General features: G+C 66.3%; 24 protein-coding genes and 1 pseudogene. 15 read left to right on the forward strand and 10 right to left on the reverse strand.

The window, feature by feature from the left end; genetic code table 11:
- Positions 1–31: 31 nt before the first annotated feature.
- Entirely contained in the window at positions 32–925 is an 894-nt protein-coding gene (locus tag ACW18B_RS03205) for an alpha/beta fold hydrolase (RefSeq protein ID WP_492049492.1), read from the reverse strand.
- A 315-nt stretch (positions 926–1,240) separates the two neighbouring features.
- Between ACW18B_RS03205 and ACW18B_RS03210 the strand changes: the two genes are divergently transcribed.
- Positions 1,241–3,658 carry an FtsK/SpoIIIE family DNA translocase gene (locus tag ACW18B_RS03210; protein ID WP_492049494.1) on the forward strand — a complete coding sequence of 806 codons (2,418 nt, stop codon included), beginning with the start codon at positions 1,241–1,243 and terminating at the stop codon, positions 3,656–3,658.
- A gap of 66 nt (positions 3,659–3,724) precedes the next feature.
- Positions 3,725–3,958 (forward strand): hypothetical protein, encoded by a 234-nt coding sequence (locus ACW18B_RS03215; RefSeq protein WP_492049496.1) that lies wholly within the window; start codon positions 3,725–3,727, stop codon positions 3,956–3,958.
- A 9-nt stretch (positions 3,959–3,967) separates the two neighbouring features.
- Here the strand turns inward: ACW18B_RS03215 and ACW18B_RS03220 are convergent, their stop codons facing one another.
- Complete coding sequence (locus tag ACW18B_RS03220; protein WP_492049498.1) at positions 3,968–4,564, reverse strand: HAD-IA family hydrolase; 597 nt, start codon at positions 4,562–4,564, stop codon at positions 3,968–3,970.
- Between the two features lie 845 nt (positions 4,565–5,409).
- On the opposite strand from ACW18B_RS03220, the gene ACW18B_RS03225 reads away from it, so the two are divergent.
- From ACW18B_RS03225 to ACW18B_RS03235, 3 genes and pseudogenes are all read left to right on the forward strand, one after another.
- A complete protein-coding gene (locus ACW18B_RS03225) occupies positions 5,410–6,075 on the forward strand; it encodes an outer-membrane lipoprotein carrier protein LolA (RefSeq protein ID WP_492049500.1) in 666 nt (221 codons plus the stop codon).
- A 262-nt stretch (positions 6,076–6,337) separates the two neighbouring features.
- The gene (locus ACW18B_RS03230; RefSeq protein WP_492049502.1) at positions 6,338–7,144 is read left to right on the forward strand and encodes an exodeoxyribonuclease III; all 807 of its coding nucleotides are present in this window, start codon (positions 6,338–6,340) and stop codon (positions 7,142–7,144) included.
- 25 nt (positions 7,145–7,169) lie between these two features.
- Positions 7,170–7,272 (forward strand): annotated as a pseudogene (locus tag ACW18B_RS03235) (hypothetical protein); the annotation flags it as partial.
- Between the two features lie 6 nt (positions 7,273–7,278).
- Here the strand turns inward: ACW18B_RS03235 and ACW18B_RS03240 are convergent.
- Complete coding sequence (locus tag ACW18B_RS03240; RefSeq protein WP_492049504.1) at positions 7,279–7,881, reverse strand: TetR/AcrR family transcriptional regulator; 603 nt, start codon at positions 7,879–7,881, stop codon at positions 7,279–7,281.
- Positions 7,882–8,000: 119 nt separating this feature from the next.
- Here ACW18B_RS03240 and ACW18B_RS03245 point away from each other — a divergent pair, with 119 nt between their 5' ends.
- A complete protein-coding gene (locus ACW18B_RS03245; RefSeq protein ID WP_492049506.1) occupies positions 8,001–9,332 on the forward strand; it encodes an oxygenase MpaB family protein in 1,332 nt (443 codons plus the stop codon).
- Between the two features lie 241 nt (positions 9,333–9,573).
- On the opposite strand, the gene dnaQ is transcribed toward ACW18B_RS03245, so the two are convergent.
- From dnaQ to ACW18B_RS03270, 5 genes are read right to left on the reverse strand one after another with little or no spacing between them, the layout of a single operon-like run.
- On the reverse strand, positions 9,574–10,287 hold the full coding sequence (gene dnaQ / locus ACW18B_RS03250; protein WP_492049508.1) for a DNA polymerase III subunit epsilon: 714 nt from the start codon (positions 10,285–10,287) through the stop codon (positions 9,574–9,576).
- Positions 10,288–10,323: 36 nt separating this feature from the next.
- Entirely contained in the window at positions 10,324–10,917 is a 594-nt protein-coding gene (coaE, locus tag ACW18B_RS03255) for a dephospho-CoA kinase (RefSeq protein WP_492049510.1), read from the reverse strand.
- 3 nt (positions 10,918–10,920) lie between these two features.
- On the reverse strand, positions 10,921–11,820 hold the full coding sequence (aroE, locus tag ACW18B_RS03260) for a shikimate dehydrogenase (protein ID WP_492049512.1): 900 nt from the start codon (positions 11,818–11,820) through the stop codon (positions 10,921–10,923).
- Positions 11,817–12,416, reverse strand: a complete 600-nt coding sequence (locus tag ACW18B_RS03265; RefSeq protein ID WP_492049514.1) for a Maf family protein — start codon at positions 12,414–12,416, stop codon at positions 11,817–11,819. The genes aroE and ACW18B_RS03265 overlap by 4 nt, the downstream gene beginning before the upstream one ends.
- Positions 12,413–13,321, reverse strand: coding sequence for a pyruvate, water dikinase regulatory protein (locus ACW18B_RS03270; RefSeq protein WP_492049516.1), 909 nt, complete (start codon positions 13,319–13,321; stop codon positions 12,413–12,415). Before ACW18B_RS03270 ends, ACW18B_RS03265 begins: the two co-directional genes overlap by 4 nt.
- Before the next feature lie 434 nt (positions 13,322–13,755).
- On the opposite strand from ACW18B_RS03270, the gene hemE reads away from it, so the two are divergent.
- From hemE to rho, 4 genes are all read left to right on the forward strand, one after another.
- Positions 13,756–14,784, forward strand: a complete 1,029-nt coding sequence (hemE, locus tag ACW18B_RS03275) for a uroporphyrinogen decarboxylase (RefSeq protein WP_492049518.1) — start codon at positions 13,756–13,758, stop codon at positions 14,782–14,784.
- Positions 14,781–15,824 (forward strand): ferrochelatase, encoded by a 1,044-nt coding sequence (gene hemH / locus ACW18B_RS03280; protein ID WP_492049520.1) that lies wholly within the window; start codon positions 14,781–14,783, stop codon positions 15,822–15,824. Before hemE ends, hemH begins: the two co-directional genes overlap by 4 nt.
- Entirely contained in the window at positions 15,821–16,288 is a 468-nt protein-coding gene (locus ACW18B_RS03285; protein WP_492049522.1) for a CopD family protein, read from the forward strand. The genes hemH and ACW18B_RS03285 overlap by 4 nt, the downstream gene beginning before the upstream one ends.
- 278 nt (positions 16,289–16,566) lie before the next feature.
- The gene (gene rho, locus ACW18B_RS03290) at positions 16,567–17,979 is read left to right on the forward strand and encodes a transcription termination factor Rho (RefSeq protein WP_492049523.1); all 1,413 of its coding nucleotides are present in this window, start codon (positions 16,567–16,569) and stop codon (positions 17,977–17,979) included.
- 77 nt (positions 17,980–18,056) lie between these two features.
- Here rho and ACW18B_RS03295 read toward each other — a convergent pair whose 3' ends face one another.
- Positions 18,057–19,022: a quinone oxidoreductase family protein gene (locus ACW18B_RS03295; protein ID WP_492049525.1), complete on the reverse strand. Its 966-nt coding sequence runs from the start codon at positions 19,020–19,022 to the stop codon at positions 18,057–18,059.
- Between the two features lie 4 nt (positions 19,023–19,026).
- Complete coding sequence (locus ACW18B_RS03300) at positions 19,027–19,722, reverse strand: dienelactone hydrolase family protein (RefSeq protein ID WP_492049527.1); 696 nt, start codon at positions 19,720–19,722, stop codon at positions 19,027–19,029.
- A gap of 109 nt (positions 19,723–19,831) precedes the next feature.
- On the opposite strand from ACW18B_RS03300, the gene ACW18B_RS03305 reads away from it, so the two are divergent.
- From ACW18B_RS03305 to ACW18B_RS03325, 5 genes are all read left to right on the forward strand, one after another.
- Complete coding sequence (locus ACW18B_RS03305; RefSeq protein WP_492049529.1) at positions 19,832–20,077, forward strand: DUF6489 family protein; 246 nt, start codon at positions 19,832–19,834, stop codon at positions 20,075–20,077.
- Entirely contained in the window at positions 20,077–21,420 is a 1,344-nt protein-coding gene (gene mnmE / locus ACW18B_RS03310) for a tRNA uridine-5-carboxymethylaminomethyl(34) synthesis GTPase MnmE (RefSeq protein WP_492049531.1), read from the forward strand. Before ACW18B_RS03305 ends, mnmE begins: the two co-directional genes overlap by 1 nt.
- Positions 21,421–21,589: 169 nt before the next feature.
- Complete coding sequence (gene mnmG, locus ACW18B_RS03315; protein ID WP_492049533.1) at positions 21,590–23,443, forward strand: tRNA uridine-5-carboxymethylaminomethyl(34) synthesis enzyme MnmG; 1,854 nt, start codon at positions 21,590–21,592, stop codon at positions 23,441–23,443.
- Between the two features lie 4 nt (positions 23,444–23,447).
- On the forward strand, positions 23,448–24,098 hold the full coding sequence (gene rsmG / locus ACW18B_RS03320; protein ID WP_492049534.1) for a 16S rRNA (guanine(527)-N(7))-methyltransferase RsmG: 651 nt from the start codon (positions 23,448–23,450) through the stop codon (positions 24,096–24,098).
- Positions 24,088–24,909 carry a ParA family protein gene (locus tag ACW18B_RS03325; RefSeq protein ID WP_492049536.1) on the forward strand — a complete coding sequence of 274 codons (822 nt, stop codon included), beginning with the start codon at positions 24,088–24,090 and terminating at the stop codon, positions 24,907–24,909. Before rsmG ends, ACW18B_RS03325 begins: the two co-directional genes overlap by 11 nt.
- The last annotated feature ends 11 nt before the right edge of the window (positions 24,910–24,920 follow it).

Consider the following 24,920-nt stretch of genomic DNA (forward strand, 5'->3'; position numbering starts at 1 on the left):
GCTTTTCAGGCGGGAAGGCCGCCGAAGCGGCCTACCGACAGGTTCTCGCTGTCCGGTCGATGGCCCCGGCGACCGCGGCATACAGTTGGGCCGGAAGGTCGTGCCCCATGCCTCCGATGAGCATAAGCTCCGCGCCGGGAATCGACGCGGCCGTATCCTTGCCGCAGGCTGGCGGAAAAAGCGGATCATCGCTCCCGTGAATGACCAGCGTCGGCGCGGTCACCGTCGCGAGTTGCGGCCGGCGGTCGCCGGCCACGGCGATCGCCGCGATCTGCCGCCCGAAGCCCTGGCGATCGCCGGCGCGACGCAGCTCCTCGAGAAGGAGACGGCCGGCGGCGGCCTCATCGAACGGGTAGCCGCCGCCGGCGATGCGGCGCGCGAAGGCGAGGCCATGGGCCACGTATCCCGCTTCGTCCAAGATGGGGTCCGGGGTCGGGCCCGCCATCATCGCCATGACATCCGGCGCGGGCTGCGGAAGCGCTGGATTGCCGGTGCTCGACATGATCGAGGTCAGAGAAAGGACGCGGTCGGGATACTCACACGCCATGATCTGCGCAATCATGCCGCCCATGGATCGACCGACGAGGTGGGCTCGGCCGATGGCCAGGGCGTCAAGCAGCCCGACCGCATCCGCCGCCATATCGTGGAGCGTGTAGGGGACGTCCGGTAGTCGTCCGGCCCTGAGCGCGGCCGCCAGATCACCAAAATCCGGCGGGGCCCGGCCGCTGATATGCGTCGAGCCGCCGGCGTCGCGATTGTCGAAGCGGATCACATGGTAACCGCGCGCCGCGAGTTCGAGACAGAAGGGCGCGGTCCATCGGATCATTTGCGTGCCCAATCCCGCAATCAGCAGAATGGTCTCGTCGGACGGCGTTCCGAACGCGTCGCAAGCCAGTTCGACGCCATTGGTTTCCAAGCGCTTCATCGCTGGCTTCTCCTGAAGTCCCGTGACCGCTCACAGGGATGTGAATTTATTTACCCGGATAAAAACGGCCGTCAATATCATCCGGGTGAAATATCGCGGCCGAGGGCCCACAGACTCGACGTACACACCACCGCATCGCCAGGGCCGTGTTTGCGCTCGGGAACCTGAAGGCTTGCGGTCCAAGGGCGTGACGTCGGCGTTGTTCGAAGCCGTGATCGGCGATTTTCTGAATCGCCCGCAAACGAACGCCGTAAACGCCCCTTAACCCTCTTGGCGCATAACATCCGCGTTTGGACTTGGTACCTGGGGCATTTCATGGCGCGAGCGGCGCGGCGTACAACGACGGAGCTCTTCTGGGATGCGGTCCGCTATGGCTGGGATCAGCCCTGGTCGGCGCGTTTCCGGGGGGGCCTGGTCACCGTGGTCGGCGGCGGCCTGCTGCTGGCCGTCGCCACCTATAATCCCGCTGATCCCAGCCTGAACGCCTCGACCGGCGCCGACGCCACCAACGCCCTGGGCGGAACGGGCGCCGCCATCGCCGACGTCATGATCCAGTCCATGGGTCTGGCCGGCTGGGGCGCCGCCCTGCTGATGCTGGTGTTTGGCGTCACCCGGGTGTCGCAGGCCGATCCGGCCGGCGCCCGTCGCGACCTTCGCCTTCGGGCCGGGATCGGCGTCCTGGGCCTGATGGCCCTGGCCGGTCTGCTATCGGCGCCCCGCCCCCCCGCAGCCTGGCCTCTGGAAAAGGGTCTGGGCGGATTCTGGGGGGATGGTCTGCTGCACATGCTGGCCGGCGTCTTCCACTTCGCCCGCATACCGGGCGCCACCGTATTCGCCGCCCTCGTGCTGGCCATCGCCGCCGCGGTCGCCCTGGGCTACGCCATCGGCTTCCGTCGCTTTGATCCCGAAGCCATCGTCCAGGCCGTGGGCGGCGCCCTGCAGCCGCGTCTGCGGCCCGAGCCCGAGCCCGCTCCGGCCCCCAAGCCCGCTCGCGCCCGCAAGAGCGTCGAAACGCCGGCGCCGCCGCGCCGTCCCGCCCGACCGCAGGCCGAACCCCCGGAACAGGCCTATACCCCGCCGCCGGTCGTCTCTGATGATCACGATGACGACGACGATATCGACGCCATCTCGGCCCGGCCCCTGGCCATCGCCAAGCCCAAGACCTTGCCCAAGGACAGCGGCCGCGAACAGCGCGAACAGCAAAAGGCCTTCAATTTCAACGACGACGGCGGCTTCCAGCTGCCGGAACTGGCCATGCTGGCCAAGGCCAAGCCGCGCTCGTCCGAGGTCGACGCCGCCGCCCTGCGCCAGAACGCCCGCCTGCTGGAAAGCGTGCTGGCCGAGTTCGGGGTCAAGGGCCAGATCGACCAGATCCGCCCCGGCCCCGTGGTCACCATGTACGAGCTGGTGCCGGCCCCCGGCGTCAAGACCGCCCGGGTCGTGGCCCTGGCCGACGACATCGCCCGCTCGATGAGCGTCATCTCGTGCCGCGTGGCCGTGGCCCAGGGCCGCAACGCCATCGGCATCGAAATGCCCAATTCCAAGCGCGAGACCGTCTATCTGCGCGACCTGCTGTCCAGCAACGACTACGACAAGTCCACCTCGATCCTGCCCATGGCCCTGGGCGAGACCATCGGCGGGGAGCCCTATATCGCCGACCTGGCCAAGATGCCCCACCTGCTGATCGCCGGCACCACCGGCTCGGGCAAGTCGGTCGGGGTCAACGCCATCATCCTGTCGATCCTCTACAAGCTGCCGCCGGACAAGTGCCGCTTCATCATGATCGACCCCAAGATGCTGGAACTGTCGGTCTATGACGGCATCCCGCACCTGCTGGCCCCGGTCGTCACCGATCCCAAGAAGGCCATCGTCGCCCTGAAATGGACCGTGCGCGAAATGGAGGACCGCTATCGGCGGATGTCCAAGATCGGCGTGCGCAATGTCGCGGGCTTCAACGACAAGGCCAACGAGGCCCTGGCCAAAGGCGAGCACTTTGAACGCACCGTGCAGACGGGTTTCGACGACGCCGGCCGGCCGATCTACGAGACCGAGCAGATCCGTCCCGAGCCCATGCCGTATCTGGTTGTCGTCATCGACGAGGTCGCCGACCTGATGATGGTGGCGGGCAAGGATATCGAAGGCGCCGTGCAGCGTCTGGCCCAGATGGCCCGCGCCGCCGGCATCCACCTGATCATGGCCACCCAGCGCCCGTCGGTCGACGTGATCACCGGCACCATCAAGGCCAACTTCCCCACCCGGATCAGCTTCCAGGTGACCAGCAAGATCGACGCCCGCACCATCCTGGGCGAGCAGGGCGCCGAGCAACTGCTGGGCCAGGGCGACATGCTCTACATGGCCGGCGGCGGGCGGGTCACTCGTCTGCATGGCCCGTTCGTCAGCGACGGCGAGGTCGAGGCGGTGGCCAAGTTCCTGCGCGACCAGGGCACGCCCAACTATCTGGAAGAGGTCACCGCCGGCGGCGACGAAGAGCAGGAAGAGGCCATCGAGGGCGCCTTCGCCGGGGAGGGCGGGGCCAATGACCTCTATGACAACGCCGTCGCCGTGGTCACCCGCGACCGCAAGGCCTCGACCAGCTACATCCAGCGCCGTCTGCAGATCGGCTACAACCGCGCCGCGTCCCTGATGGAGCGGATGGAAAAGGAAGGCGTGGTCGGCGCCGCCAACCACGCCGGCAAGCGCGAGATCCTGGCGCCGCCGCCGCCGGGGCTTTAGCCACGGATCATTATGGCTCCGCTTGCGTTTGACAGCTCTGATCAAGCCTCAAGCGGAGTTTCGACCATGACCCCCCTGCGCAATCCGTTCCTCGCCCTGACTCTGACTCTCACGATGGCCGGCTTGGGCGCCTGCGACCGCGACGCCGGCCGCAAGCAGGAGACGGTCGGCAAGATCGAGTCCGGCGTCGGCACGGTGATCGGCGACAAGGACCTGAAGAAACAGGGCAAGACCGATCAGGTCGTCGGCAATGTGAAGCAGGGCGAGCTGAAGGACGCGGTCAAGGACGCGAAGAAGTAGGCACGGCGCTCAAACGAGCCCGAGTATTCCCAGTCTGGACGTCAGCTCGCCAAAACCCTTGGTGAGGTGCGCCTCCATGCCCGCTCTTCGCGCCGCCTGAACATTGCTCGGCGAGTCGTCGAAAAAGCAGATCGCGCCCGGCTCGACATCCAGTTCGGAGATCACGAAGTCGAAGACGTCTGGGTCGGGCTTTACCAGGCCACAGAGGTGGGACGAAAAGGCCCGATCGGCGTACGGGAGGATCGTTGAAAATCCAGCCCAGTGCAGGGCGTTGGAATTGCTGAGATAGGCGACCTGATGCCTGCGTCGCAGCGCGGTCAGGAGATCGGCGGCGCCCGGATAGAGGCCTTTGGGCCACGCGGCCACCCGGTCCAGGAAGGCGCTGGGCGTGAGCGCCAGGTTCCACTCGCTCACGAACCGTGCGGAGAACGTCACGGCGTCAATCTGGCCCCTCTCGAACTGCCGCACCGCCGGAGAGCTGAGCCAGAGGTCATGCAGATCGTTCCGGGGGAGATGATCGGGAACAAGGCTCGGCAGGTCGTCGAGGTGGGTGTTCTCGACCAGAACGCCGCCAAGATCGAACAGCAAGGTTGCGAAGCGGGGCATGTCGACCCTCCGGGACGCGTTGCCGGCTTCCGTCCCTAGGACGGAGCCATCCTTAAATCTCACGGCGAGACGATCGCAGGGCGGATCAGGTCACTCAAGGCCGACGCTTCGCGTCGCCGCGAAGCGGCCGGTCGCAGACCGGGCCTTGACTGACCTGATCCGCCCTGCACGCTGCAGCCTCCAAGAGATTTAAGGATCGCACCGACCGCGAGGGTCGGCTTGGAAACCGTTACAGATGCTGATCAGGCCAGTCACAATCAGCACGAGCTTCTAGAGATCTAATCGGTATGCATGCGCGCCGTATTCTACTGGCTGTGGGTTGGATCGCGGCCTCACCTTTGATCGTGGCGGCCGCCGCGCTGCCCCTCATTGCGGTCGCGGTGATTGTGCTTGAAATTTGGGTGGGATCCAGCACCACCGTTTTCGAACGATCTCAATCGCCAAACGGGCGCTATGAGGCGCGCATCGAGTTTAGCGACTGTGGCGCAGGCTGTTCACTTAGCCGGGACGTAGTTGTTCGGCGTGTCGACGTTCCCTTCTCGGAGTGCACCGCCTTCACCGTCCACGGTGAGTGGCCTTTATCCCTCCGGTGGCGGGACAACACTCACCTGGTGATTGGCGATCCGGCGCCTTCGACTGAACGCCGATCCCAATCTGAACGTTGCGGACCTATAGGTATCAAGGTCGAACCCAAGCGCTGAAGGCTGGCAACCCACGGCCCCGCTCCTGCGTTCCTCACCGACCCCAACCTGAACGGCGCTTCATCGCACCGCCGTCAAATGGCCCCGGATCAGTCTTTCGCTCGTCACCGCGTCAGGGCAAAGGTTCACGTTCAAGGAGATCGCATGACCGACACCCCGACCACCCGCCGCGCCCTGATCGCCGCCGCCGGCGCCAGCCTGGCCGCCGCCGCGTTCGGCGCGCCAGTGCTCGCCCAGTCTGGCGCCCCCAAGCCCGCGACCCTGACGGCCGAACAGAACGCGCTGGTCCAGAAGGCCACCGACTATATCCAGGGCCTATCGTCGGCCAAGGGCCGGTTCATTCAGACAGACCAGCGCGGCACGGTCACCCAGGGCACGCTCTATCTGCAGCGTCCCGGCAAGGCGCGCTTTGACTATGAAGGCGCGTCCGGCCTGCTGGTGGTTAGCAACGGCAATAACGTCAACATCTTCGACAGCCGCCTGAAGACCTTCGAGAGCTATCCGCTCAGCCGCACGCCCCTGGCCCTGCTGCTGGCCCGCGAGGTGCGGCTGGATCGCGGCGTGATCATCACCGATGTGCGCAAGCTGGCCGACGGCTTCACGATCGTGGCCCAGGACGCCAAGCGCCAGACCCTGGGCAAGATCAGTCTGGATTTCAGCAACGGGCCGGTCTCGCTGATCGGCTGGACCATCAATGACGTCAAGGGCGGCCAGATCCGCGTGCGTCTGGTGGATCTCGAAAAGACCGGCGCCCTGGATCCCAAGCTCTTCGTCCTGACCGATCCTCGCCGCCGCCCCTACAAGGGGTAAAATGTGACATTCTCACAACATGCAAGAATCAACGCGCTTTTCACTTGACTAAAAATTAGGCCGTGGCATATTTAACACGCATGGCGACGAGCGCCCGACCCGCTCTTCGCAAACCGTGCCGGATACTATCCCCTCCCGGCCGCGGCATGAGAGACCCCACTTTCGCCCGGACGCCTGACGCGTCCGGGCGTTTTTGTGTTCAGCGCCCGGCGACCGCGAAAACCGGCTTTCCCTTTGGCCGGTCGCGCTCTAGAGCCAGACCATGCGCCTGCGTCTCGCCACCTGGAATGTGAACTCCGTCCGCCTGCGCGCCGAGCAGGTGGCCCGCTTCGTCGACGAACAGGCCCCCGACGTTCTGTGCCTGCAGGAGATCAAGTGCCAGGAGGCCGAGTTTCCGCGCGAAGCCTTCATCGCCGCCGGCCTGCCGCACCTGAAGATCGCCGGGCAAAAGGGCTGGCATGGGGTGGCCATCGCCTCGCGCCTGCCGTTCGAGGACGTCCCGACCCTGATGAACTGCCGCGAGGGCCATGCCCGCTGCGTGGCGGTCAAGGTGGCCGGCGTCGACATCCAGAACTTCTACATCCCGGCCGGCGGCGACACGCCCGACCGGATCGGCAATCCCAAGTTCGACCACAAGCTGGACTTCTACGAGACCCTGACCGCCGCCCTGAAAAAGCGTGATCCCCGGGATCCGCTGATCGTCACCGGCGACCTCAATATCGCCCCGGGCGAGAACGACGTCTGGAGCCACCGCCAGATGTTGAAGGTGGTCAGCCACACGCCGGTCGAGCTTGAGGCCTTCGACGCGATGATCCAGTCGATGAACCTGCTGGACCTGCCCCGCCTGGCCACGCCCGAGCCGGAAAAGCTGTTTTCGTGGTGGAGCTATCGCGCCGCCGACTTCCGCAAGTCCAACCGCGGCCTGCGCCTGGACCACATCCTGGCCAGCCCCGGCCTGCGCGACGCGGCCTTTGTCGACGGCAAGGTGTCGTCGAAGGTGCATGACACGGTGCGCGAATGGGAGCGGCCCAGCGACCATGCGCCGGTGACGGCGGATCTGAAGCTTTAGACGCGCTGCGTCCTTCGAGGCTCGGCTGCGCCTCGCACCTCAGGATGAGGACTTCAGAGAACGGACCTCATCCTGAGGCGCCCGCCCCTTCTTGCTTGGGGCGGGCCTCGAAGGACGCAAGGCGGCTGAGATATCTAACGCCGCCCTCGCGCGATCAGCGCGGACAGATAGCTCTCCATCAACAGCACGAACTCGTCCTCCAGGACGGCCGGCGACAGGGCCAGGTCGGGTTCCGCCGCCGCCGCCCGCAGCAGGCTGGCCACGGCGTGGGTCAGGACAAACAAGGACTCCGGCGACAGATCCAGATTGAGCTGCGCCTTGCCGCCGATCGCCGCCAGAAAGGCCTGGTGGTGCTGCAGCATCACCGTCTCGCCGCCGCGATGGAACAGCGCGTCCAGCAGAGCCTTGCGGGTCTCGGGGGAGCCCTCGAACGTGGTCATCAGGGCCTGGACGATCGGCCGGACGCTGCCCAGCTGCGGCGCGGCGATCAGGGTCTGGGCGATCTTGCCCCGCGCCGCCTCGGCCCGACGCTGGGCCATGGCCGTCAGGATCTGCTGCTTGTCGCCGAAATATTGGTAGAGCGTGCCGATGCTCACCCCGGCCCGCTGGGCGATGTGGTTGGTGGTCAGGGCCTCGACCCCGCCGGCCTCCAGAAGTTGAAAGGTCGCGTCGAAAATCGCCTCGACCGTGGCTTCGGCGCGCGCCTGTCTCGGCGTTCGTCTATATTTTTCAGTCACTTGATCAAGGCCTTCCCGCGAAACGCGCTCGCCCGTCAAGGCGAGTAGAAACATGAGCAATGCTTACATAAGCTCGGAATCAAGGCGAGGGACCGTCTTTCATCGAGAGGATTTCGAGCATGAACGGCACGATCGCGCAGGTCCGGGCCAGGATCGCGGACCAGAAGACCCGCCAGCCCGAGCTCTATGGCGATATCGATTTCGACCACACGCCCGAGCGCTATACCGACGATCCGGCCGACAGCGTCGCGCCCAGGGGCGTGGCCGGGGCCGAGCCGACGCCCGACCAGATCGCCCTGGTCGCCGCCTATACCCTGCTGGGCGACCGGGTGGCCGACGCCTATGCCGGCCTGATGCCGCAATACGGCTTTCGCGGCCTGATCGGCATGCTGACCCTGGCCTGCGACAAGGGGATTGAGGCGGTTGCCGACGCGCCGCCGGAGCTGATCGCCTTCCTCCGCGACCTGGAGCACGTGCCCGACTGGGTGGACATGGACCTGGTGCGCGAAGGCGCCCGGCTGGACCGCAACGCCGCCGCCAATCTCTCGCCCTTCGCCATTCGCGGCGCGTTCGTCGCCACCTTCATGAACAAGTATGCGGCCCTGCCCATGGCCCTGACCGGAACCCTGGGGGCCGAAACGGCCGCCCGGCGGGTCAATGAAACCGCCAGCTTCTTCACCACCACCCTGCTGCCGGACGCGCTGGAGCGGCACGGTGAAGGCTTCAAGGCCGCCGCCATGGTGCGGCTGATGCATTCGATGGTGCGCTTCAACGCCCTGCGCCGGCCCGGCGCCTGGGATTCGAAGGTCTATGGCGTGCCGATCCCGCAGGTCGACCAGATGCCGGCCGGGCTGATCCCGATCTTCCTGCTCAGCTACAAGCTGCTGCGTCAGGGCCGAACCACCTTCACCCCGGCCGAACGCGCCAAGGTCGAGCTGAGCCGCTATCGCTGCTATCTGCTGGGCCTGCCCGAGGACCTGCTGGCCGACACGCCGGTGGGCGTCGTCCAGACCATGACCGCCCGCAACCAGACCCTGCGCCGGGGCTTTGATGACGAAACCTGCGGCGCCCTGGTGCGCGCCACCCTGGCGGCCTATCTGCCGCCCGACCGGTCCTGGCGCAATCGCCTGTTCGACACCGTCGAGCGGGGTTTCGCCAAGGCCTTCTTCCTGCGCCATTTCCTGGGGGGCGACGTGCAGGCGGCCGCCCGGATGGGCGTGCGGATCACGCTCGCTGACCGCGCCCTGTTCCTGCTCGTCGCCGCGATCATCACCAGCCGCATGGCCGCCTATGGCCTGGCGCTGAAGATCCCCGGCCTGAGAGATCTGGCCGACCGCGATCTGGTGCGCCAGCTGCGCCGCAATCTGGCGCGCTACGGCCACGCCGAATTCACCACCGACGCCGCGCAATATCGTCCGACCAAGGGCGTGGCGACGCCGGCGGCGGCCTAAGGTCTGACTGCGAAGACAGCTGTCATCCCGGACAAGCCGGGCGAAGCCGGGCGCCGATCCGGGACCGCCGGAAGCGCTGAGTTCAGGCGTCGGTCCCGGATCTTCGCGCTGCGCGCTCGTCCGGGATGACAAACGTTGTGGTCATAGGCGATAGCGCTCCCCCTTCAGGGGAGGAGCGCCGCAGGCGCGGAGGGGGCAAGAGGACGGATTGCGCCAGACGACGACCTTCAGGAGCCCACGATCAGTGCGGCAGGTTGACCAAACCCAGCTTCACCCAGACGGCCTTGTCCTTCAGGGTGGACTGGATCCATTCGACATGGATCTCGCGCTCCGCCTCGGTGGACCGAGCCGCCAGGGGCCGGGGGCGGGCGCCGTAGGCGCCGGCCGTCAGCTGGGCGGTCATCTCGGCGGTGACGACGGCGGTCAGTTCCAGGGCGCGTTCCTTGCCGCCCTGCAGCTCCAGATAGACCTCGGCCAGCAGGTGGGCGTCGATCAGGGCCCCGTGCTTGTCGCGGCTGTCCAGGCTGATCTTGTAGCGCTTACAGAGGGCGTCGAGGGAATTGTACATGCCCGGAAAACGCTTCTTGGCCATGGCCAGGGTGTCGACCCACTGGCTCTCGGGCAGAATGCCGCGTCCGCATTTCTGCAGCTCGAAATTGACGAAGCTGCGGTCGAAGGCGGCGTTGTGCGCGACCACGACGGAGTCACCGACGAACTCCAGGAACCTGTCGGCGATCGCCTCAAACTTCGGCTTGCCGGTCAGGAAGGCGCTGGACAGGCCGTGGACCTTCTCGGCCTCGGCCGGCATGTCGCGCAGGGGATCGCAATATTCGTGGAACGACTTGCCCGTGGGCATGAAGTCGAGGACCTCGATACAGCCGATTTCGACCAGACGGTCGCCCGTCTTCGGATCAAAGCCGGTGGTTTCGGTGTCGAGGATGATTTCCCGGGCCATGGCGATTCAATGGGCCGGTTCGGCGGCCCCATCAAGTCACCCAGGATGTCGCAGGCTGTGGAGGATCGCCACAACCTGTTTACGGGCGGACTCCAGGCCCTGGCTGGTGTCGATGACGAAATCGGCACGGGCCCGCTTTTCAGCGTCCGGCGTCTGGCGGGCCAGGATGGCCTCGAACTTGGCGGCGTCCATGCCCGGCCGGGCCAGGACCCGGGCTCGCTGCACCTCGGCGGGGGCCGAGACCACCACCACCTTGTCGACCTTCTTGTCGCCGCCGGTCTCATAGAGCAGCGGCACATCGAGCACGACGATATCGTGGCCGTCGGTCTTGGCGTGTTCGAAAAAGCCCAGGCGATGGGCCCCGACCAGCGGATGGACGATGGCCTCCAGCTTGGCCAGCGCCTCGGGATCGCCGACCACCGCCGCGCTGAGCCGGGCCCGGTCAATGGCCCCGTCGACCACGACCCCGGGAAAGGCCGCCTCGACCGGTCCGACCGCCGCGCCCCCTTCGGCATAGAGCGCATGCACGGCGGCGTCGGAATCATAGACCGGAACGCCCAGGGCCTCGAACATCGCCGAGGTGGTCGACTTGCCCATGCCGATCGAGCCGGTGAGACCCAGGATGATCATGGCCTAGACCTCGCCCAGATGGCGCAGGGCCATCGCCCGGACATCGACCGAAGCCGGCGGGGCCTGACCGTAAAAGGCCTCAAAAGAGGGGACCGCCTGGCGCAACAGCATCTCCAAGCCATCCACCGTGCGACGACCGGCGGCGGCCGCGCGATGCAGGAACTCGGTGCGCAGGGGCTTATAGACCATGTCGACGATCACCGCCTCGATGGGGGTCAGGTCCAGCTGAGCCGCTGGGCCATCGCCGCCGCCCAGGCCCAGGGACGTGGCGTTGATCACCAGCCCCGCCTGCGTCAGGTGATCGGCCAGGTCCTCTTCCGGCACGGCCACGACCCGCGAGCCGAAGGTTTCCACCAGCGCGTGGGCCCGGGCCAGGGTGCGATTGATCAGGCTGACCTGGGGCGCGCCGGCCAGCAGCAGGGCCGCGATGGCGCCGCGCGCCGCGCCGCCGGCCCCCAGCACCACCACCGGCGCCGAGGCGACATCATAGCCGGAGGCCTGGGCCTCGATCGCCCCCAGCAGGCCGGGACCGTCGGTATTGTCGGCGCGGATCGTTCCGTCGGCCTCGAAGATCAGCAGATTGGCCGCGCCGGCCATCCGGGCCAGGTCGCTGGCGGTGTCGGCCACGGCCAGGGCGCGTTCCTTGAAGGGGATGGTGACGTTCAGTCCGCGCACCGCCCCGCCGCGCAAACCCTCGATGAAGGTCTCGAAACGATCCGGCGTCGGCGCGAAAGGCGCATAGACCGCGTCCAGGCCGGCGGCGGCGATCCAGGCATTGTGGATCAGCGGGCTCATCGAATGGCGGATCGGCGCGCCGCACACTCCAGCGACGGTCGCCGCGCCAGTGATCGCGGGTCTAGTGATCGCGGGTCTGTCGATCGCGGCCCCAGGGGACGAACTCATGTCTCGAGGGCTCCATGAAGACGCAGGAAATCCAGCAGGCCCACCAGAGGCAGACCCAGTATGGTGAAATAGTCGCCGTCGATGGCGTCAAACAGCTGCACGCCTTCGCTTTCCAGCTCGTAGCAGCCGACGCAGTGCAGGATGTGTTCGCCGCGCCGCGCCAGATAGCCGTCGAGCCAGGCGTCGCTGAACGGCCGCACCGACAGCTTGGCGCTCTGCACCACCCGCCAGATCGGCCGGCCGCCCTGGGCCACGACCACGGCCGAGTGCAGCTTGTGGGTCTGGCCGCGCAGCTCCTGAAGCAGGGCGCGAGCCTGATCCAGGGTTTCGACCTTGTCGATCAACCGCCCGGCGAAATCCAGGGTCTGGTCGGCGCCGATCACCAGGCCCGGTCGCTTGGTCGAGACCTTGACCGCCTTCATCTCGGCCAGGGCGTCGGCGACCTCGCGCGGACTGCCGCCCTCGGCCAGCAGCCCGGCCTTGGCGGCGTCTTCGTCGACGCCAGCGACGACCGCCTCGAATTCGACGCCGGCATTGCGCAGGATCGCCTGCCGCGCGGCGCTCCTGGACGCCAGGGTGACGGCCGTGCGGCTCATCCCAGCACCTCGACCTGGCCGCGACCGCCCGACAACAGGTTGATGATCGCCGCGGCGGTCTCCTCGACCGAACGGCGGGTGACGTCGATGATCGGCCAGCCCATCTTCTCGAACAGGCGTCGGGCGGCGATGATCTCGGCGCGCACCGAGTCGGTGTCGATATAGTCGCTCTCGCGATCTTCCTTCAGGGACAGAAGCCGGTTGCGCCGGATCTGGATCAGCCGGTCTGGCGTGGTCATCAGGCCGACGATCAGGGTGTTTTTCAGCTCGAACAGCTCGCTGGGCGGCGGCCGGCCGGGCACCAGCGGCACATTGGCGGCCCGCACCCCGCGATGGGCCAGATAGATGCAGGTCGGGGTCTTGGAGGTGCGCGACACCCCCACCAGAATGACATCGGCTCGGGTCAGGTCCTGACCGCCCTGGCCGTCATCATGGGCGATGGCGTAGTCGAGGGCGTCGATCCGGTCGAAATAGTCGTTGTTCAGCGTGTGCTGCGCGCCGACCCGCGTGGAGATCCGCGCGCCCAGATAGCGCGACATGGCGCTGACCACCGGGTCCAGCGCCGCGATACAGGGCATCTCAAGCCGGCGGCAGCCTTCCTCCAGCGCGGTGCGCAGGCCCGGATCGATGATGGTGTGCATCACCACGCCGGGCGCGCCGGCGATCTCCTCGAGCGCCCGGTCAAGCTGCCGGGTGGAGCGCACCAGGGCGTAGATGTGCTCGATGGGCAGGATATCGGTAAACCGCGCGCAGACCGCGCGAGCCATGGCGTTGAGGGTCTCGCCGGTGGAGTCCGAGACCAGGTGAATATGGAAATAGGTCGCGAAACGGGGCGTGGGACTGTCGCCCTCGGCTCCGGCGCTCGCACCTTCCTGTGGATCATCCGTTAACGGTTGCTTAACCACTTGGCCTGCCTCTGGGGACACCCGGGCGCCAAAACCGTCCCTGGGCGTCATGTCCTGTCGCCGCTGTGATCAACGGCCGTTTTGACCGCGTAACATCCCCAAGCCCAGGCCGCATCCCTCGATCTTGGATCGACGTGATCCCGCGTCACGGGAAAAAAGGTTAACGAGACCCTAATCGGCCTCGGTGTCATTAATCATTCATTAAGAAACGCAAGGCCGTAGCCATCCATCCCCGGACTTCACAGGGCTTGATCCCCTTGTGGGGGATCGTGGGCAAAAGGCGGGATGGGGTGTGCGAGTCCGCCGCCGACAGCGGGTTTTCCCCAGTTCGCACTTGCCCAGCCTCTCCTGCTTCCAAACTTAAGATCTTATTAAGAAATGAAGATTGGCCTTCGGGCTTGAGCCCAAGCGCGGGACGGGATTTAACGCCCTGCATGACGCTCTCCGTAACACCCAAGCTGTTGTCGGTCCTCTCGGGCCAGTCCTTCGAGCACCCGCCCGTCTGGTTCATGCGCCAGGCGGGTCGCTATCTGCCGGAGTACCGGGCCGTGCGGGCCACCGCGCCGGATTTCATCAGCTTCTGTTTCGATCCGGAAAAGGCCGCCGAGGTGACGCTGCAGCCGATGCGGCGCTTTCCTTATGACGCGGCCATTGTCTTCGCCGACATCCTGCTGATCCCCGGCGCCCTGGGCCAGAAGGTGTGGTTCGAGCCGGGCGAAGGCCCCAAGCTGGGCGAGCTCCCTTCCCTCGAGTCGATGGCCGATCTGGCGGGTAACGCCGGCGCCGCCTTGTCCAGGGTAGGCGAGACCCTGACCCGGGTTCGCGCGGCCCTGGAGCCCGAGCGGGCCCTGATCGGTTTCGCCGGCGCGCCCTGGACGGTGGCCACCTACATGATCGAGGGCGGATCCAGCGACCGGACCGGCGCGCGGACCTATGCCTATCAACACCCCGAGGCGCTGGATCGGCTGATCGCCATCCTGGTCGAGGCGACCATCGACTATCTGGCCATGCAGGTAGCGGCTGGGGCTCAGGTGCTGAAGCTGTTCGAAAGCTGGGCCGAAGGTCTTTCCGAACCCCAGTTCGAGCGTTTGGTCATCCAGCCGCATACCGCGATCCTCAGGGGTCTGCGCGATCGCGGGATCATGGTTCCGGTCATCGGCTTCCCGCGCGGGGCCGGCGCTCTGGTCGAGGCCTATGCCGAGATCGTGCCGGTTCAGGGCGTGGCGCTGGACACCCAAATCAGCGCGGCCATGGGTCAGAGAATCCAGAAGATCAAGCCGATCCAGGGCGCCCTGGATCCGCTGCTGCTGCGGGCCGGCGGCGACCAGCTGCTGCGCCGGGTGGATCAGATGATCGAGCAGTGGGGGCAGGGCCCCTATATCTTCAATCTGGGTCACGGCATCCTGCCCGATACGCCCATCGCCCATGTCGAGCATGTCCTGGCCCGGGTGACCGGCCGATGAGCCCGCGCCGCAAGATCGCCGTCGTCCTGTTCAATCTGGGCGGACCAGACGGACCGGATGCGGTGCGGCCTTTCCTGTTCAACCTGTTTCGCGATCCGGCGATCATCGGTGCGCCAGCGATCATCCGCTATCCGATCGCCGCCCTGATCTCGACGACCCGGGAAAAGTCGGCCAAGGCCAATTACGCGATCATGGGCGGCGCTTCGCCCTTGCTGCCGGAAACGCAGAAGCAGGCGGCCGCGCTTCAGGCGGACCTGGCCAAGGTCCTGCCGGACGCCGAGACCCAGTGCTTCATCGCCATGCGCTACTGGAAGCCGTTTACCGAAGAGACGGCCAAGGCGGTGAAGGCCTGGGCGCCAGACGAGGTGGTGATCCTGCCGCTCTATCCGCAGTTTTCCACCACCACGACGGGCTCGTCCTTGAAGGCGTGGAACAAGGCCTATCGGGGTCCCGGCCAGACCCATGTGGTGTGCTGCTATCCCACCGATGAGGCGCTGATCGAGGCCCATGCCCGGCTGATCCGCGAAACCTATGAAAAGGCGGGCAGCCCCAAGCCCGCTCGACTGCTGTTTTCGGCCCATGGCTTGCCGGAGAAGGTGATCGAGGGCGGCGATCCCTATCAAAAGCAGATCGAGGCCACCGCAGCTGCGGTCGCCGCTCGTTTGGGCGAGGGCTGGGACTGGAAGGTCAGCTATCAGAGTCGGGTCGGGCCGCTGAAATGGATCGGCCCCTCGACCGATGACGAGATCCGCGCCGCGAGCCAGCAGGGTCTGGCCCTGGTGGTGACGCCTATCGCCTTCGTCTCCGAGCATATTGAGACCCTGGTCGAACTGGATCACGAGTATCGCGAACTGGCGATCAAGGACGGTTGCCCCGCCTATATCCGGGTCCCGGCCCTGGGCGTTGAGCCCGGCTTTGTCGCGGGTCTGGCCAGGGCGGTGGTCGAAGCCCTGCCCCGGGACGGCGTACAGCCGGCCTGCGCCTGGCGCTGCAGCGCCGATTTGACGAAATGCCCTCGCAAGACTGGAGCCACGGCGTGATCGATTTTCTGGTCCAGCATTTCAACCTGGTGCGCGGCCTGCATATCATCTCGGTCATCGCCTGGATGGCCGGTATGCTGATGCTGCCCCGGATCTTCGTCTACCACATGAGCGTCGAGCCCGGCACGAAGATGGACACGGTGTTCAAGGAAGCGGAACGGCGGATCCTGCGGATCATCATCAATCCCGCCATGATCCTGTCCCTGCTGTTCGGGCTGGGCCTGATCTTCGCCGATAGCGCCATTCGCGGCTGGGGTTTCCTGCTCCAGCCCTGGATGCTGACCAAGATCGCCGCCCTGCTGTTTCTGTTCGGCTGGCACGGCTTCATGGCCGGCGCGCGCCGCAAGTTCGCCAATGACCAGAACACCCGCACGGAAAAGTTCTGGCGGATGACCAATGAACTGCCCTTTATCGCGGCGATCATCATCGTGTTGTCGGTGACGACCAAGTTCCTGAACCATTAGCGTTCAGGACGGGGAACAGCGGGCGCCGCTTGACCCGACCTCTGGCTTGTGGTTCCCATCACCGTCGGACCTGACGGCACGCGTTTGGTCTGATGTCTTTCACGGACTGGCGCCCGTCCTGGCGCGCCCCCTGGAGCCTGGCTCCGAAGGTCCGTTCCCCAATCGATCCGCGTCGTCGTCATGACGCGCTCGCCGAGCTTTAGGGTTTGGCGTGAGAATGAAATCCTTTTCGGCCGGACCGTGTCTCGCGCGGTTCGCGCCCCCGTTTGAGTCTGACCATGACCGAGAACACCGAAAACGAAGTTTCCGAGACTGTGGAAACGCCCGTCGACACCACCACCCTGGCCGAAGCGCCCGGCGCCGAGTCCGAGGACGGCGGCGACGACGACAGCTCGGGCGTCAGTGACGCCATCGCCGCCCTGGGCCTGAAGACCATGTCGCTGCAGGAGCTGAAGGAGAAATCCCCGGCCGACCTGCTGGCCTTCGCCGAGACCTTCGAGGTCGAGAACGCCAATTCCATGCGCAAGCAGGACATGATGTTCGCGATCCTCAAGACCCTCGCCGAGGAAGGCGTGGAGATCTCGGGCTCGGGCACCATGGAAGTCCTGCAGGACGGTTTCGGCTTCCTGCGCTCGCCTGAGGCCAACTACCTTCCGGGTCCTGACGATATCTATGTCTCGCCCTCGCAGATCCGCAAGTATGGCCTGCGCACCGGCGACACGGTCGACGGCGCCATTCGAGCCCCGCGCGAAGGCGAGCGCTATTTCGCCCTGACCGGCGTCGGCCTGATCAATTTCGAGAGCCCCGACAACGTCAAGCACAAGATCCACTTCGACAACCTGACGCCGCTCTATCCTGAAGAGCGTCTGAACATGGAGCTGCCCGATCCGACCGTGAAGGATCGCTCGGGCCGGATCATCGATATCGTTGCGCCCCTGGGCAAGGGTCAGCGCTGCCTGATCGTCGCCCCGCCGCGGGTCGGCAAGACGGTGATGCTGCAGAACATCGCCAAGTCGATCGAGACCAATCACCCCGAGTGCTATCTGATCGTCCTGCTGATCGATGAGCGCCCGGAAGAAGTCACCGACATGCAGCGCACCGTGAAGGGCGAGGTGATCGCCTCGACCTTCGACGAACCGGCCACCCGCCACGTTCAGGTGGCCGAGATGGTCATCGAAAAGGCCAAGCGCCTGGTCGAGCACAAGCGCGACGTCGTCATCCTGCTGGACTCGGTGACGCGTCTGGGCCGGGCCTACAACACCACCGTCCCGTCGTCGGGCAAGGTGCTGACCGGCGGCGTCGACGCCAACGCTCTGCAACGGCCCAAGCGCTTCTTCGGCGCGGCGCGGAATGTGGAGGAGGGCGGCAGCCTGTCGATCATCGCCACCGCCCTGATCGACACCGGCAGCCGCATGGACGAAGTGATCTTCGAAGAGTTCAAGGGCACCGGCAATTCGGAAATCATCCTGGACCGCAAGGTCGCCGACAAGCGGATCTTCCCGGCCATCGATGTGCTGAAGTCCGGCACCCGCAAGGAAGAACTGATCACCCCACGCGATCAGCTGCAGAAGACCTATGTCCTGCGCCGCATCCTCAACCCGATGGGCGCCTCGGACGCCATCGAGTTCCTGCTTGAGAAGATGCGCCAGTCCAAGACCAATGGCGACTTCTTCCAGTCGATGAACACCTGACCGGTCACGGTAGGGCTGAAATGCAAAGCGCCGGGGTCATACCCCGGCGCTTTTTTCTTGGACGGACCGGTCAGGTCCTACGGCAAAAGCAGGGTAGCGCCGGTCGTACGCCGGCCTTCGAGCGCTTCATGCGCGGCCCGGGCCTCGGCGAGCGGGAAGGTCTGGCCGATATCGATCTTCACCGCGCCGGACGCCAGAACCGCGAACAACGCCTGGGCGCTTTCGTCCAGTTCCTCGGTCGTGACGATGTAGTCGAATAGTCGGGGGCGGGTCACGAACAGGGACTTGGGGCCCAGATCCAACGGCGAGAAGGGCGGTACGGCCCCTGAAGCATTGCCGAAGGTGGCCAGAACGCCGCGTCGCGCCAGGCTCTTGAGACTGGCGTCGAACGTATCCTTGCCGACGCCGTCATAGACCACGGCCACGCCCTGTCCGCCGGTGATCTCCGACACCCGGGCGGCGACGTCTTCGTCGCGGTAGAGGATCACGTGATCAGCGCCGAGGTCGCGGACGATGGCGGCCTTGTCTGGCGAGCCGACCGTGGTGATGACAGTGGCCCCCAGGGCCTTGCACCATTGCACCAGGATCTGGCCGACCCCGCCCGCGCCGGCATGGATCAGAACCGTGTGGCCCTGTTCCACGTGAAAACATCGTCGGACCAGGAACTCGGCGGTCATGCCCTTGAGCAGAACCGCGGCCGCGATCTCGAGGCTGACGGCGCCGGGAACCTTGACGGCGCGATCGGCCGGAACGACGGCTGCCTGGCTATAGGCCCCGATCGTCCCGTTATAGGCGACGCGATCGCCGACGGCGAAACGGCTGACGTCTGGGCCGAGCGCCTCAACAACCCCGGAGGCCTCAAGTCCCAGAACGGCCGGTAGCTTCATCGGATAGAGGCCCGAGCGGTGATAGGTGTCGATAAAGTTCAGACCGACGGCCTGGTGGCGGATCAGGATCTGGCCCGCGCCGGGCGTGGGGACGGGAAGGTCGACGACTTCCAGCACCTCGGGGCCGCCGGTCTTGTGGATCTGGATGGCTTGCATCGGTTCAGGCCAGGTTGGTCTTGAAGAAGGTCAGGCTGCGGCCGTTGGCCTTGGCGGCGTCAGCGGCGTCATAATGCGCGCCGCCCTCCCGGGCGAAGGCGTGGTCGCGACCGGCATAGGTATGGATCTCGATCTGCGGATGATCCTTCAGCGCGGCGAGGATCACCTGCTGGGCTTCCGGCGGCACGAACTGGTCCTTTTCGGCGATGTGCATCAGCAGCGGCCGAGCCAGCTTGTCGGCTTCGCCCACGTGCTTCTCCAGGCCTACGCCGTAATAGGAGACGCAGGCGTCGGCGTCCGTCCGGGTTGCGGTCAGGAAAGCGAGCAGGCCGCCCAGGCAATAGCCGACCGCGCCGACCTTGCCCGACACGCCGGGCATCGCGCGCGCGGCGGCGATGGTCGCGGCGATGTCCGCCACACCGGCGTCCACGTCGAACGCGTTGAACAGCTCAAAGGCGCGCTTCCATTCGGCTTCGGACTGGTCGGTGATGTCGATGCCGGGCTCGATCCGCCAGAACAGGTCCGGACAGATCGCGATGAAGCCCGCGGCGGCTAGGCCGTCGCAGATGTCGCGCATCACCTTGTTGACGCCGAAGATCTCCTGGATCACGACGATGGCGGGTGCAGGACTTGACGGGGGCCGCGCCACATAGGCCGAGAAGGCGCCGTCAGGCGTGGTGATGGTGAGGGTGTCGCTCATCGGGGCTCTCCGTCGGATGGGGTCGATGTGACTTTCGACCAAAGCGCTCTAACGTGACATGCCGGGCCTGGCCCATAACAATATCGTGCCCCGACCTAAGGGAACCGCCATGAAGATGACCATTGAGATCGATTGTACGCCGGTGGAGGCGCGCGCCTTTCTGGGCCTGCCCGACGTCAGCAGCCTCAACGACCATCTGGTCAAGGAGATGCAGTCGCGCATGGACGCCAATATGGCGATGCTGGCCCCTGAGGAGCTGATGAAGAACTGGATGGCGTTCGGGGCCGGGGCCCAGGACCAGTTCCGCAAGCTGATGACGGCTGCGGCGGGCGCGGCGGCGACCAAGCGCGACTGATGATCCAGACGATCTTTGCCCCGGCCACGGCGGCCGGGCGCGCGGCGGTGGCTGTGGTGCGCGTATCAGGACCCGCCACCCGTAAAGTCGTGGCGGCGCTCGCGGGCAAGGTCCCGCCGCCCCGTCAGGCCGCCCTCCGGCGTTTGCGCCATGACGGGGTCGAGCTCGACGAGGCTCTGGTGCTCTTTTTCGAAGGACCGGCCAGCTATACGGGCGAGGACGCCGCCGAGTTTCACGTGCATGGCGGACGGGCTGTGGTCGAGGCGGTCCTCGAAGCCCTGGCCGCTCATGGCTTGCGTCTGGCCGAGCCGGGCGAGTTCACGCGCCGCGCCTTCGAGAACGGCAAGCTGGACCTGGCCCAGGCCGAGGGCGTCGCCGATCTGATCGACGCCGAGACCGAGGCCCAGCGGCGGCAGGCCCTCGGCCAGGTCGGCGGGGCGTTGAGCCAGCGTTACGACCGGTGGCGCGACCTGTTGATACAGGCCCTCGCCATGCTGGAAGCGGCCGTCGACTTTCCCGACGAAGATCTTCCGGAGGACGTGGCGGCGCGCGCCCGGCCGGGGCTGGATGTTTTGAAGGCCGAGATCGGTGCCGCTCTGGCGGATGCGTCACGGGGAAGACGGGTGCGGGACGGCTATCGCATCGCCCTCGTCGGTGCGCCCAATGCCGGCAAGAGCACCTTGCTCAATGGTCTGGCCCAGCGCGAAGCCGCGATCGTCACCGATATTGCCGGAACGACCCGGGACATCATTGAGGTCCCGATGGTGCTCGGGGGCTATCGGGTGCTTCTGGCCGACACCGCAGGGCTACGCCAGACCGGCGATGCGATTGAGGCCGAGGGGGTTCGCCGCGCCCGCGCCTGGGCGGCTGAGGCGGATCTGCGGATCTGGGTGGTCGACGGCTCCCACGGGGAACGGCTGGACGGAGAGGGACGGGACCTTCTGACGCCGGGCGACTGGGTGGCGATCAACAAGCTCGATATCGCCGAGCCCGGCTTGGTGGCGAAAGCGGAAGGCGACCCTGCCGCTCAGGGACTGACCGTGGAGCGGCTCACCGCGCGCTCTGCCGACGCGGTCGACGCCTTCAGGACGCGCCTGACGACCCACGTGGTTTCAGCCCTGTCGGGATCAGAGTTTCCGGCCGCCACCCGGCTGAGGCATGCGGAACGTCTTCGGGAGGCGCGAACCTATTTGGAGCGCGCCTTGTCTGATGTGGGTCTGGCGGTGGAGCTGGCCGCTGAAGATGTGCGGCTGGCGGCGCGATCCCTGGCCAAGATCACGGGGCGCATCGACTCTGAGGATGTCTTGGATCGGGTGTTTTCAAGCTTCTGTATCGGCAAATAGTGTTCCACGTGAAACATCGACAGCTTATCCACAGGCTGATCACAGCATCGCGCACCGGTGTTTCACGTGAAACACCCTCGACTCGCGTCGACCTTTTCGCCTGGAGCGCGTATATGTGACTCCAGCGCCCCCGCCAGACCCGGGGGCGTTCGCATTGAGGCGCGTAACTTTGTCCAGTACCTGGGATGTTATTGTCATCGGCGGCGGCCACGCCGGCTGCGAGGCGGCCTGCGCCGCCGCGCGCACGGGCGCCCGCACCCTGCTGCTGACCCACAAGCTTGAGACCATCGGCGAGATGTCCTGCAACCCGGCCATCGGTGGTCTGGGCAAGGGGCATCTGGTCCGCGAGATCGATGCTCTGGATGGCGTCATGGGGCGCATGGCCGACAAGGCGGGCATCCAGTTCCGGATGCTCAATCGCTCCAAGGGGCCTGCCGTGCGCGGACCCCGCGCCCAGATTGATCGCAAGCTTTACCGCGAGGCCATGCAGGCCGAGCTGAACGCCACGTGTAACCTCGACATCATCGCTGCGGCCGCCGAGGACCTGATCGTCGAGGACGGCAAGGTCGCCGGTGTCGTCGACGGGGCAGGGGTGTCCTATCGTGCGCCCCGCGTCGTGCTGACCACCGGCACCTTCCTGAAGGGCCTGATCCATCTGGGCGAGACCCGCACACCGGCCGGCCGGGTGGGCGACGCCCCCTCCATCGGTCTGTCGGACCGGCTGTATGGCCTCGACTTCCACATGGGACGACTGAAGACCGGGACGCCGGCGCGGCTGGACGGTTCGACCATTGCCTGGGACCAGCTGGAGATGCAGGCGGCTGACGCCGAGCCGATCCCGTTCTCGTTCCTGACCGACAAGATCGACGTGCCGCAGATCCAGTGCGGCATCACCTATACGACCGCCGCCACCCACCAGATCATCGCCGATCGTCTGGGCGAGTCCGCCGTCTATGGCGGCCGCGCCACAGGGATCGGTCCGCGCTATTGCCCGTCGATCGAGGACAAGGTCGTGAGGTTCGCCGACAAGACCAGCCACCAGGTGTTCCTGGAGCCTGAGGGCCTGGACGACACCACGGTCTATCCGAACGGCATCTCGACCTCGGTCTCGGAAGAGACCCAGCTTCTCTTTCTGCGCACTATTCCCGGTCTCGAGAATGTCGAGGTCAAGCGCTACGGCTACGCGATCGAATATGACTACGTGGACCCTCGCGAGCTGTATCCCACGCTGGAAACCAAGCGCTTGCTGGGCCTGTATCTCGCCGGCCAGATCAACGGCACGACGGGCTATGAGGAAGCTGGAGCTCAGGGCCTGGTCGCTGGCCTGAATGCCGCCCTGGCCGCGCAGGGCAGGGAGCCTGCCGTCTTCGCGCGGGACGAGGCCTATATCGGCGTGATGATCGACGACCTCGTCACCCGGGGCGTCACCGAACCCTATCGGATGTTCACCAGCCGGGCCGAGTTCCGCCTCACGCTGCGCGCCGACAATGCCGATCAGCGCCTGACCGATCGCGGGATCGCTCTGGGCGTCGTGGGTCCGGTTCGCGCAGAGGCCTGGGCCGGCAAGAAGGCTCAACTGGAAGCCGCCCGCGTCTTTGCCCGTTCGGTCAGCCTGACCCCGCCCGAGGCGATCAAGGCCGGGTTCAAGGTCAATGCCGACGGTCAGCGCCGCGACGTCTTCGCCATGCTGGCCTATCCGGATGTCACCCTCGACGACCTTTCCCGTGTCTGGCCCGAGGTTTCCACGTGGAACATCATGGTCCGCGAGCAGATCGAGATCGAGGCCGCCTATGCCGGCTATCTGGATCGTCAGCGGGCCGACGCCGAATCCTTCCGCAAGGAGGAGGACCTGCGTTTGCCGGCCGACCTCGACTACCGCGCGGTAGGCAGCCTTTCCAACGAGGTCCGTGAGAAGCTTGAACGCGTGAAGCCCCTGACCCTGGGCCAGGCGGCCCGTATTGAAGGCGTGACGCCGGGTGCGCTGAGCGCCTTGCTGGCCCACGTGCGACGCCATGCAGCCTGAGCCCATGACCCTCGACACCGCCCTCGCGCCCGAGCCTGTTCTGGACGCCGCCGGCTATCAGGCCCTGAGCGGCGTGACAGACCATCAGCTGGCCGATCTGGCCCAGTTCCAGACCTTGCTGGCCGACTGGAACGCGGTGATGAACCTCGTCGGGCCGGCCACAATCGCCACCTACTGGACGCGCCACGTGCTCGACAGCGCCCAGCTTCTGGCCCTCGCGCCCGGGGCCAGGACCTGGGCCGACCTCGGCGCCGGCGCGGGTCTGCCCGGGGTCGTACTGGCCATACTGCTGAAAGACACACCCGGCGCGAAAGTCCATCTGGTCGAGAGCATGGCCAAGCGCTGCCGCTTCCTGTCCGAAGTCTGCGCCGCCCTCGACCTTCCGGCCGAGGTGCACAATGCCCGGGCCGAGGATCTGGCCCTGAAGGTGGATGTCGTCACGGCCCGGGCCTGCGCGCCGATGACCAAGCTGTTCGGTTTCGCCTCGCCCTATCTGCAACGCGGCGCCCTGGGCCTGTTCCTGAAGGGACAGGATGTCGCCGCCGAGCTGACCGAGGCCGAAAAGGCCTGGAAATTCGACGCTGAATTGCGACCCAGTCAAAGCGACCCTCGCGGTCGGATTGTTCAAGTTAAGAGGCTGTCCCGTGTCCGTTAAGCCCTCCCAGCCGCGCCCGCCGCTTCGCGTTTTTGCCGTCGCCAACCAGAAGGGCGGAGTGGGCAAAACCACGACGGCCATCAATCTGGGCACCGCCCTGGCCGCCTGCGGCGAGCGGGTTCTGCTGATCGACGCCGATCCCCAGGGCAATTGTTCGACCGGCCTGGGCATCACCCGCCAGCAACGGCGCACCACCCTCTATGATGTGCTGATGGGGGAGTCGCCGGTGGTGGACGCCGCCGTCGCCACCAGCCTTCCGGGCCTGGACGTCGTACCGGCTGACGCCGATCTGTCTGGCATCGAGCTGGAACTGGGTCAGACCGCCCGGCGGTCCTACCGCCTGCGCGACGCCCTGGAGCCCCTGCGGGCCAGCGGCGATTACAGCTATGTGCTGATCGACTGCCCGCCGTCGCTGAACGTCCTGACCGTCAACGCCATGACCGCGGCCGACGCTGTGTTCGTGCCGCTGCAGTGCGAGTTCTTCGCCCTGGAAGGCCTGACCCAGCTGATCCGCACGATTGAGCGGGTGCGCGGCAGCCTCAATCCGAACCTGGAAATCCAGGGCGTGGTGCTGACCATGTATGATCGGCGAAACAGCCTGTCCGAACAGGTGGCCAAGGATGTTCGCGCCCACTTCGGCGACAAGGTCTATGACGCCGTGATCCCGCGCAATGTCCGGGTGTCGGAAGCCCCGTCCTTCGGCAAGCCGGTCCTGCTCTACGATCTGAAGTGCGCGGGCAGCCAGGCCTATCTGAAGCTGGCGCGCGAGGTGCTGAGCCGGGAACGCGTCCGCCAGGCCCAAGCCGCCTGAGATCAGCCGCC

It is taken from the genome of Caulobacter sp. FV2ps19, from assembly GCF_058681035.1.

Bases quoted from the DNA above. Each gene is read 5' to 3' on its own strand.
- ACW18B_RS03205 (WP_492049492.1), bottom strand. From the start codon at position 925: ATGAAGCGCTTGGAAACCAATGGCGTCGAACTGGCTTGCGACGCGTTC.
- ACW18B_RS03210 (WP_492049494.1), top strand. From the start codon at position 1,241: ATGGCGCGAGCGGCGCGGCGTACAACGACGGAGCTCTTCTGGGATGCG.
- ACW18B_RS03215 (WP_492049496.1), top strand. From the start codon at position 3,725: ATGACCCCCCTGCGCAATCCGTTCCTCGCCCTGACTCTGACTCTCACG.
- ACW18B_RS03220 (WP_492049498.1), bottom strand. From the start codon at position 4,564: ATGCCCCGCTTCGCAACCTTGCTGTTCGATCTTGGCGGCGTTCTGGTC.
- ACW18B_RS03225 (WP_492049500.1), top strand. From the start codon at position 5,410: ATGACCGACACCCCGACCACCCGCCGCGCCCTGATCGCCGCCGCCGGC.
- ACW18B_RS03230 (WP_492049502.1), top strand. From the start codon at position 6,338: ATGCGCCTGCGTCTCGCCACCTGGAATGTGAACTCCGTCCGCCTGCGC.
- ACW18B_RS03245 (WP_492049506.1), top strand. From the start codon at position 8,001: ATGAACGGCACGATCGCGCAGGTCCGGGCCAGGATCGCGGACCAGAAG.
- dnaQ (WP_492049508.1), bottom strand. From the start codon at position 10,287: ATGGCCCGGGAAATCATCCTCGACACCGAAACCACCGGCTTTGATCCG.
- coaE (WP_492049510.1), bottom strand. From the start codon at position 10,917: ATGATCATCCTGGGTCTCACCGGCTCGATCGGCATGGGCAAGTCGACC.
- aroE (WP_492049512.1), bottom strand. From the start codon at position 11,820: ATGAGTTCGTCCCCTGGGGCCGCGATCGACAGACCCGCGATCACTAGA.
- ACW18B_RS03265 (WP_492049514.1), bottom strand. From the start codon at position 12,416: ATGAGCCGCACGGCCGTCACCCTGGCGTCCAGGAGCGCCGCGCGGCAG.
- hemE (WP_492049518.1), top strand. From the start codon at position 13,756: ATGACGCTCTCCGTAACACCCAAGCTGTTGTCGGTCCTCTCGGGCCAG.
- hemH (WP_492049520.1), top strand. From the start codon at position 14,781: ATGAGCCCGCGCCGCAAGATCGCCGTCGTCCTGTTCAATCTGGGCGGA.
- rho (WP_492049523.1), top strand. From the start codon at position 16,567: ATGACCGAGAACACCGAAAACGAAGTTTCCGAGACTGTGGAAACGCCC.
- ACW18B_RS03295 (WP_492049525.1), bottom strand. From the start codon at position 19,022: ATGCAAGCCATCCAGATCCACAAGACCGGCGGCCCCGAGGTGCTGGAA.
- ACW18B_RS03300 (WP_492049527.1), bottom strand. From the start codon at position 19,722: ATGAGCGACACCCTCACCATCACCACGCCTGACGGCGCCTTCTCGGCC.
- ACW18B_RS03305 (WP_492049529.1), top strand. From the start codon at position 19,832: ATGAAGATGACCATTGAGATCGATTGTACGCCGGTGGAGGCGCGCGCC.
- mnmE (WP_492049531.1), top strand. From the start codon at position 20,077: ATGATCCAGACGATCTTTGCCCCGGCCACGGCGGCCGGGCGCGCGGCG.
- rsmG (WP_492049534.1), top strand. From the start codon at position 23,448: ATGACCCTCGACACCGCCCTCGCGCCCGAGCCTGTTCTGGACGCCGCC.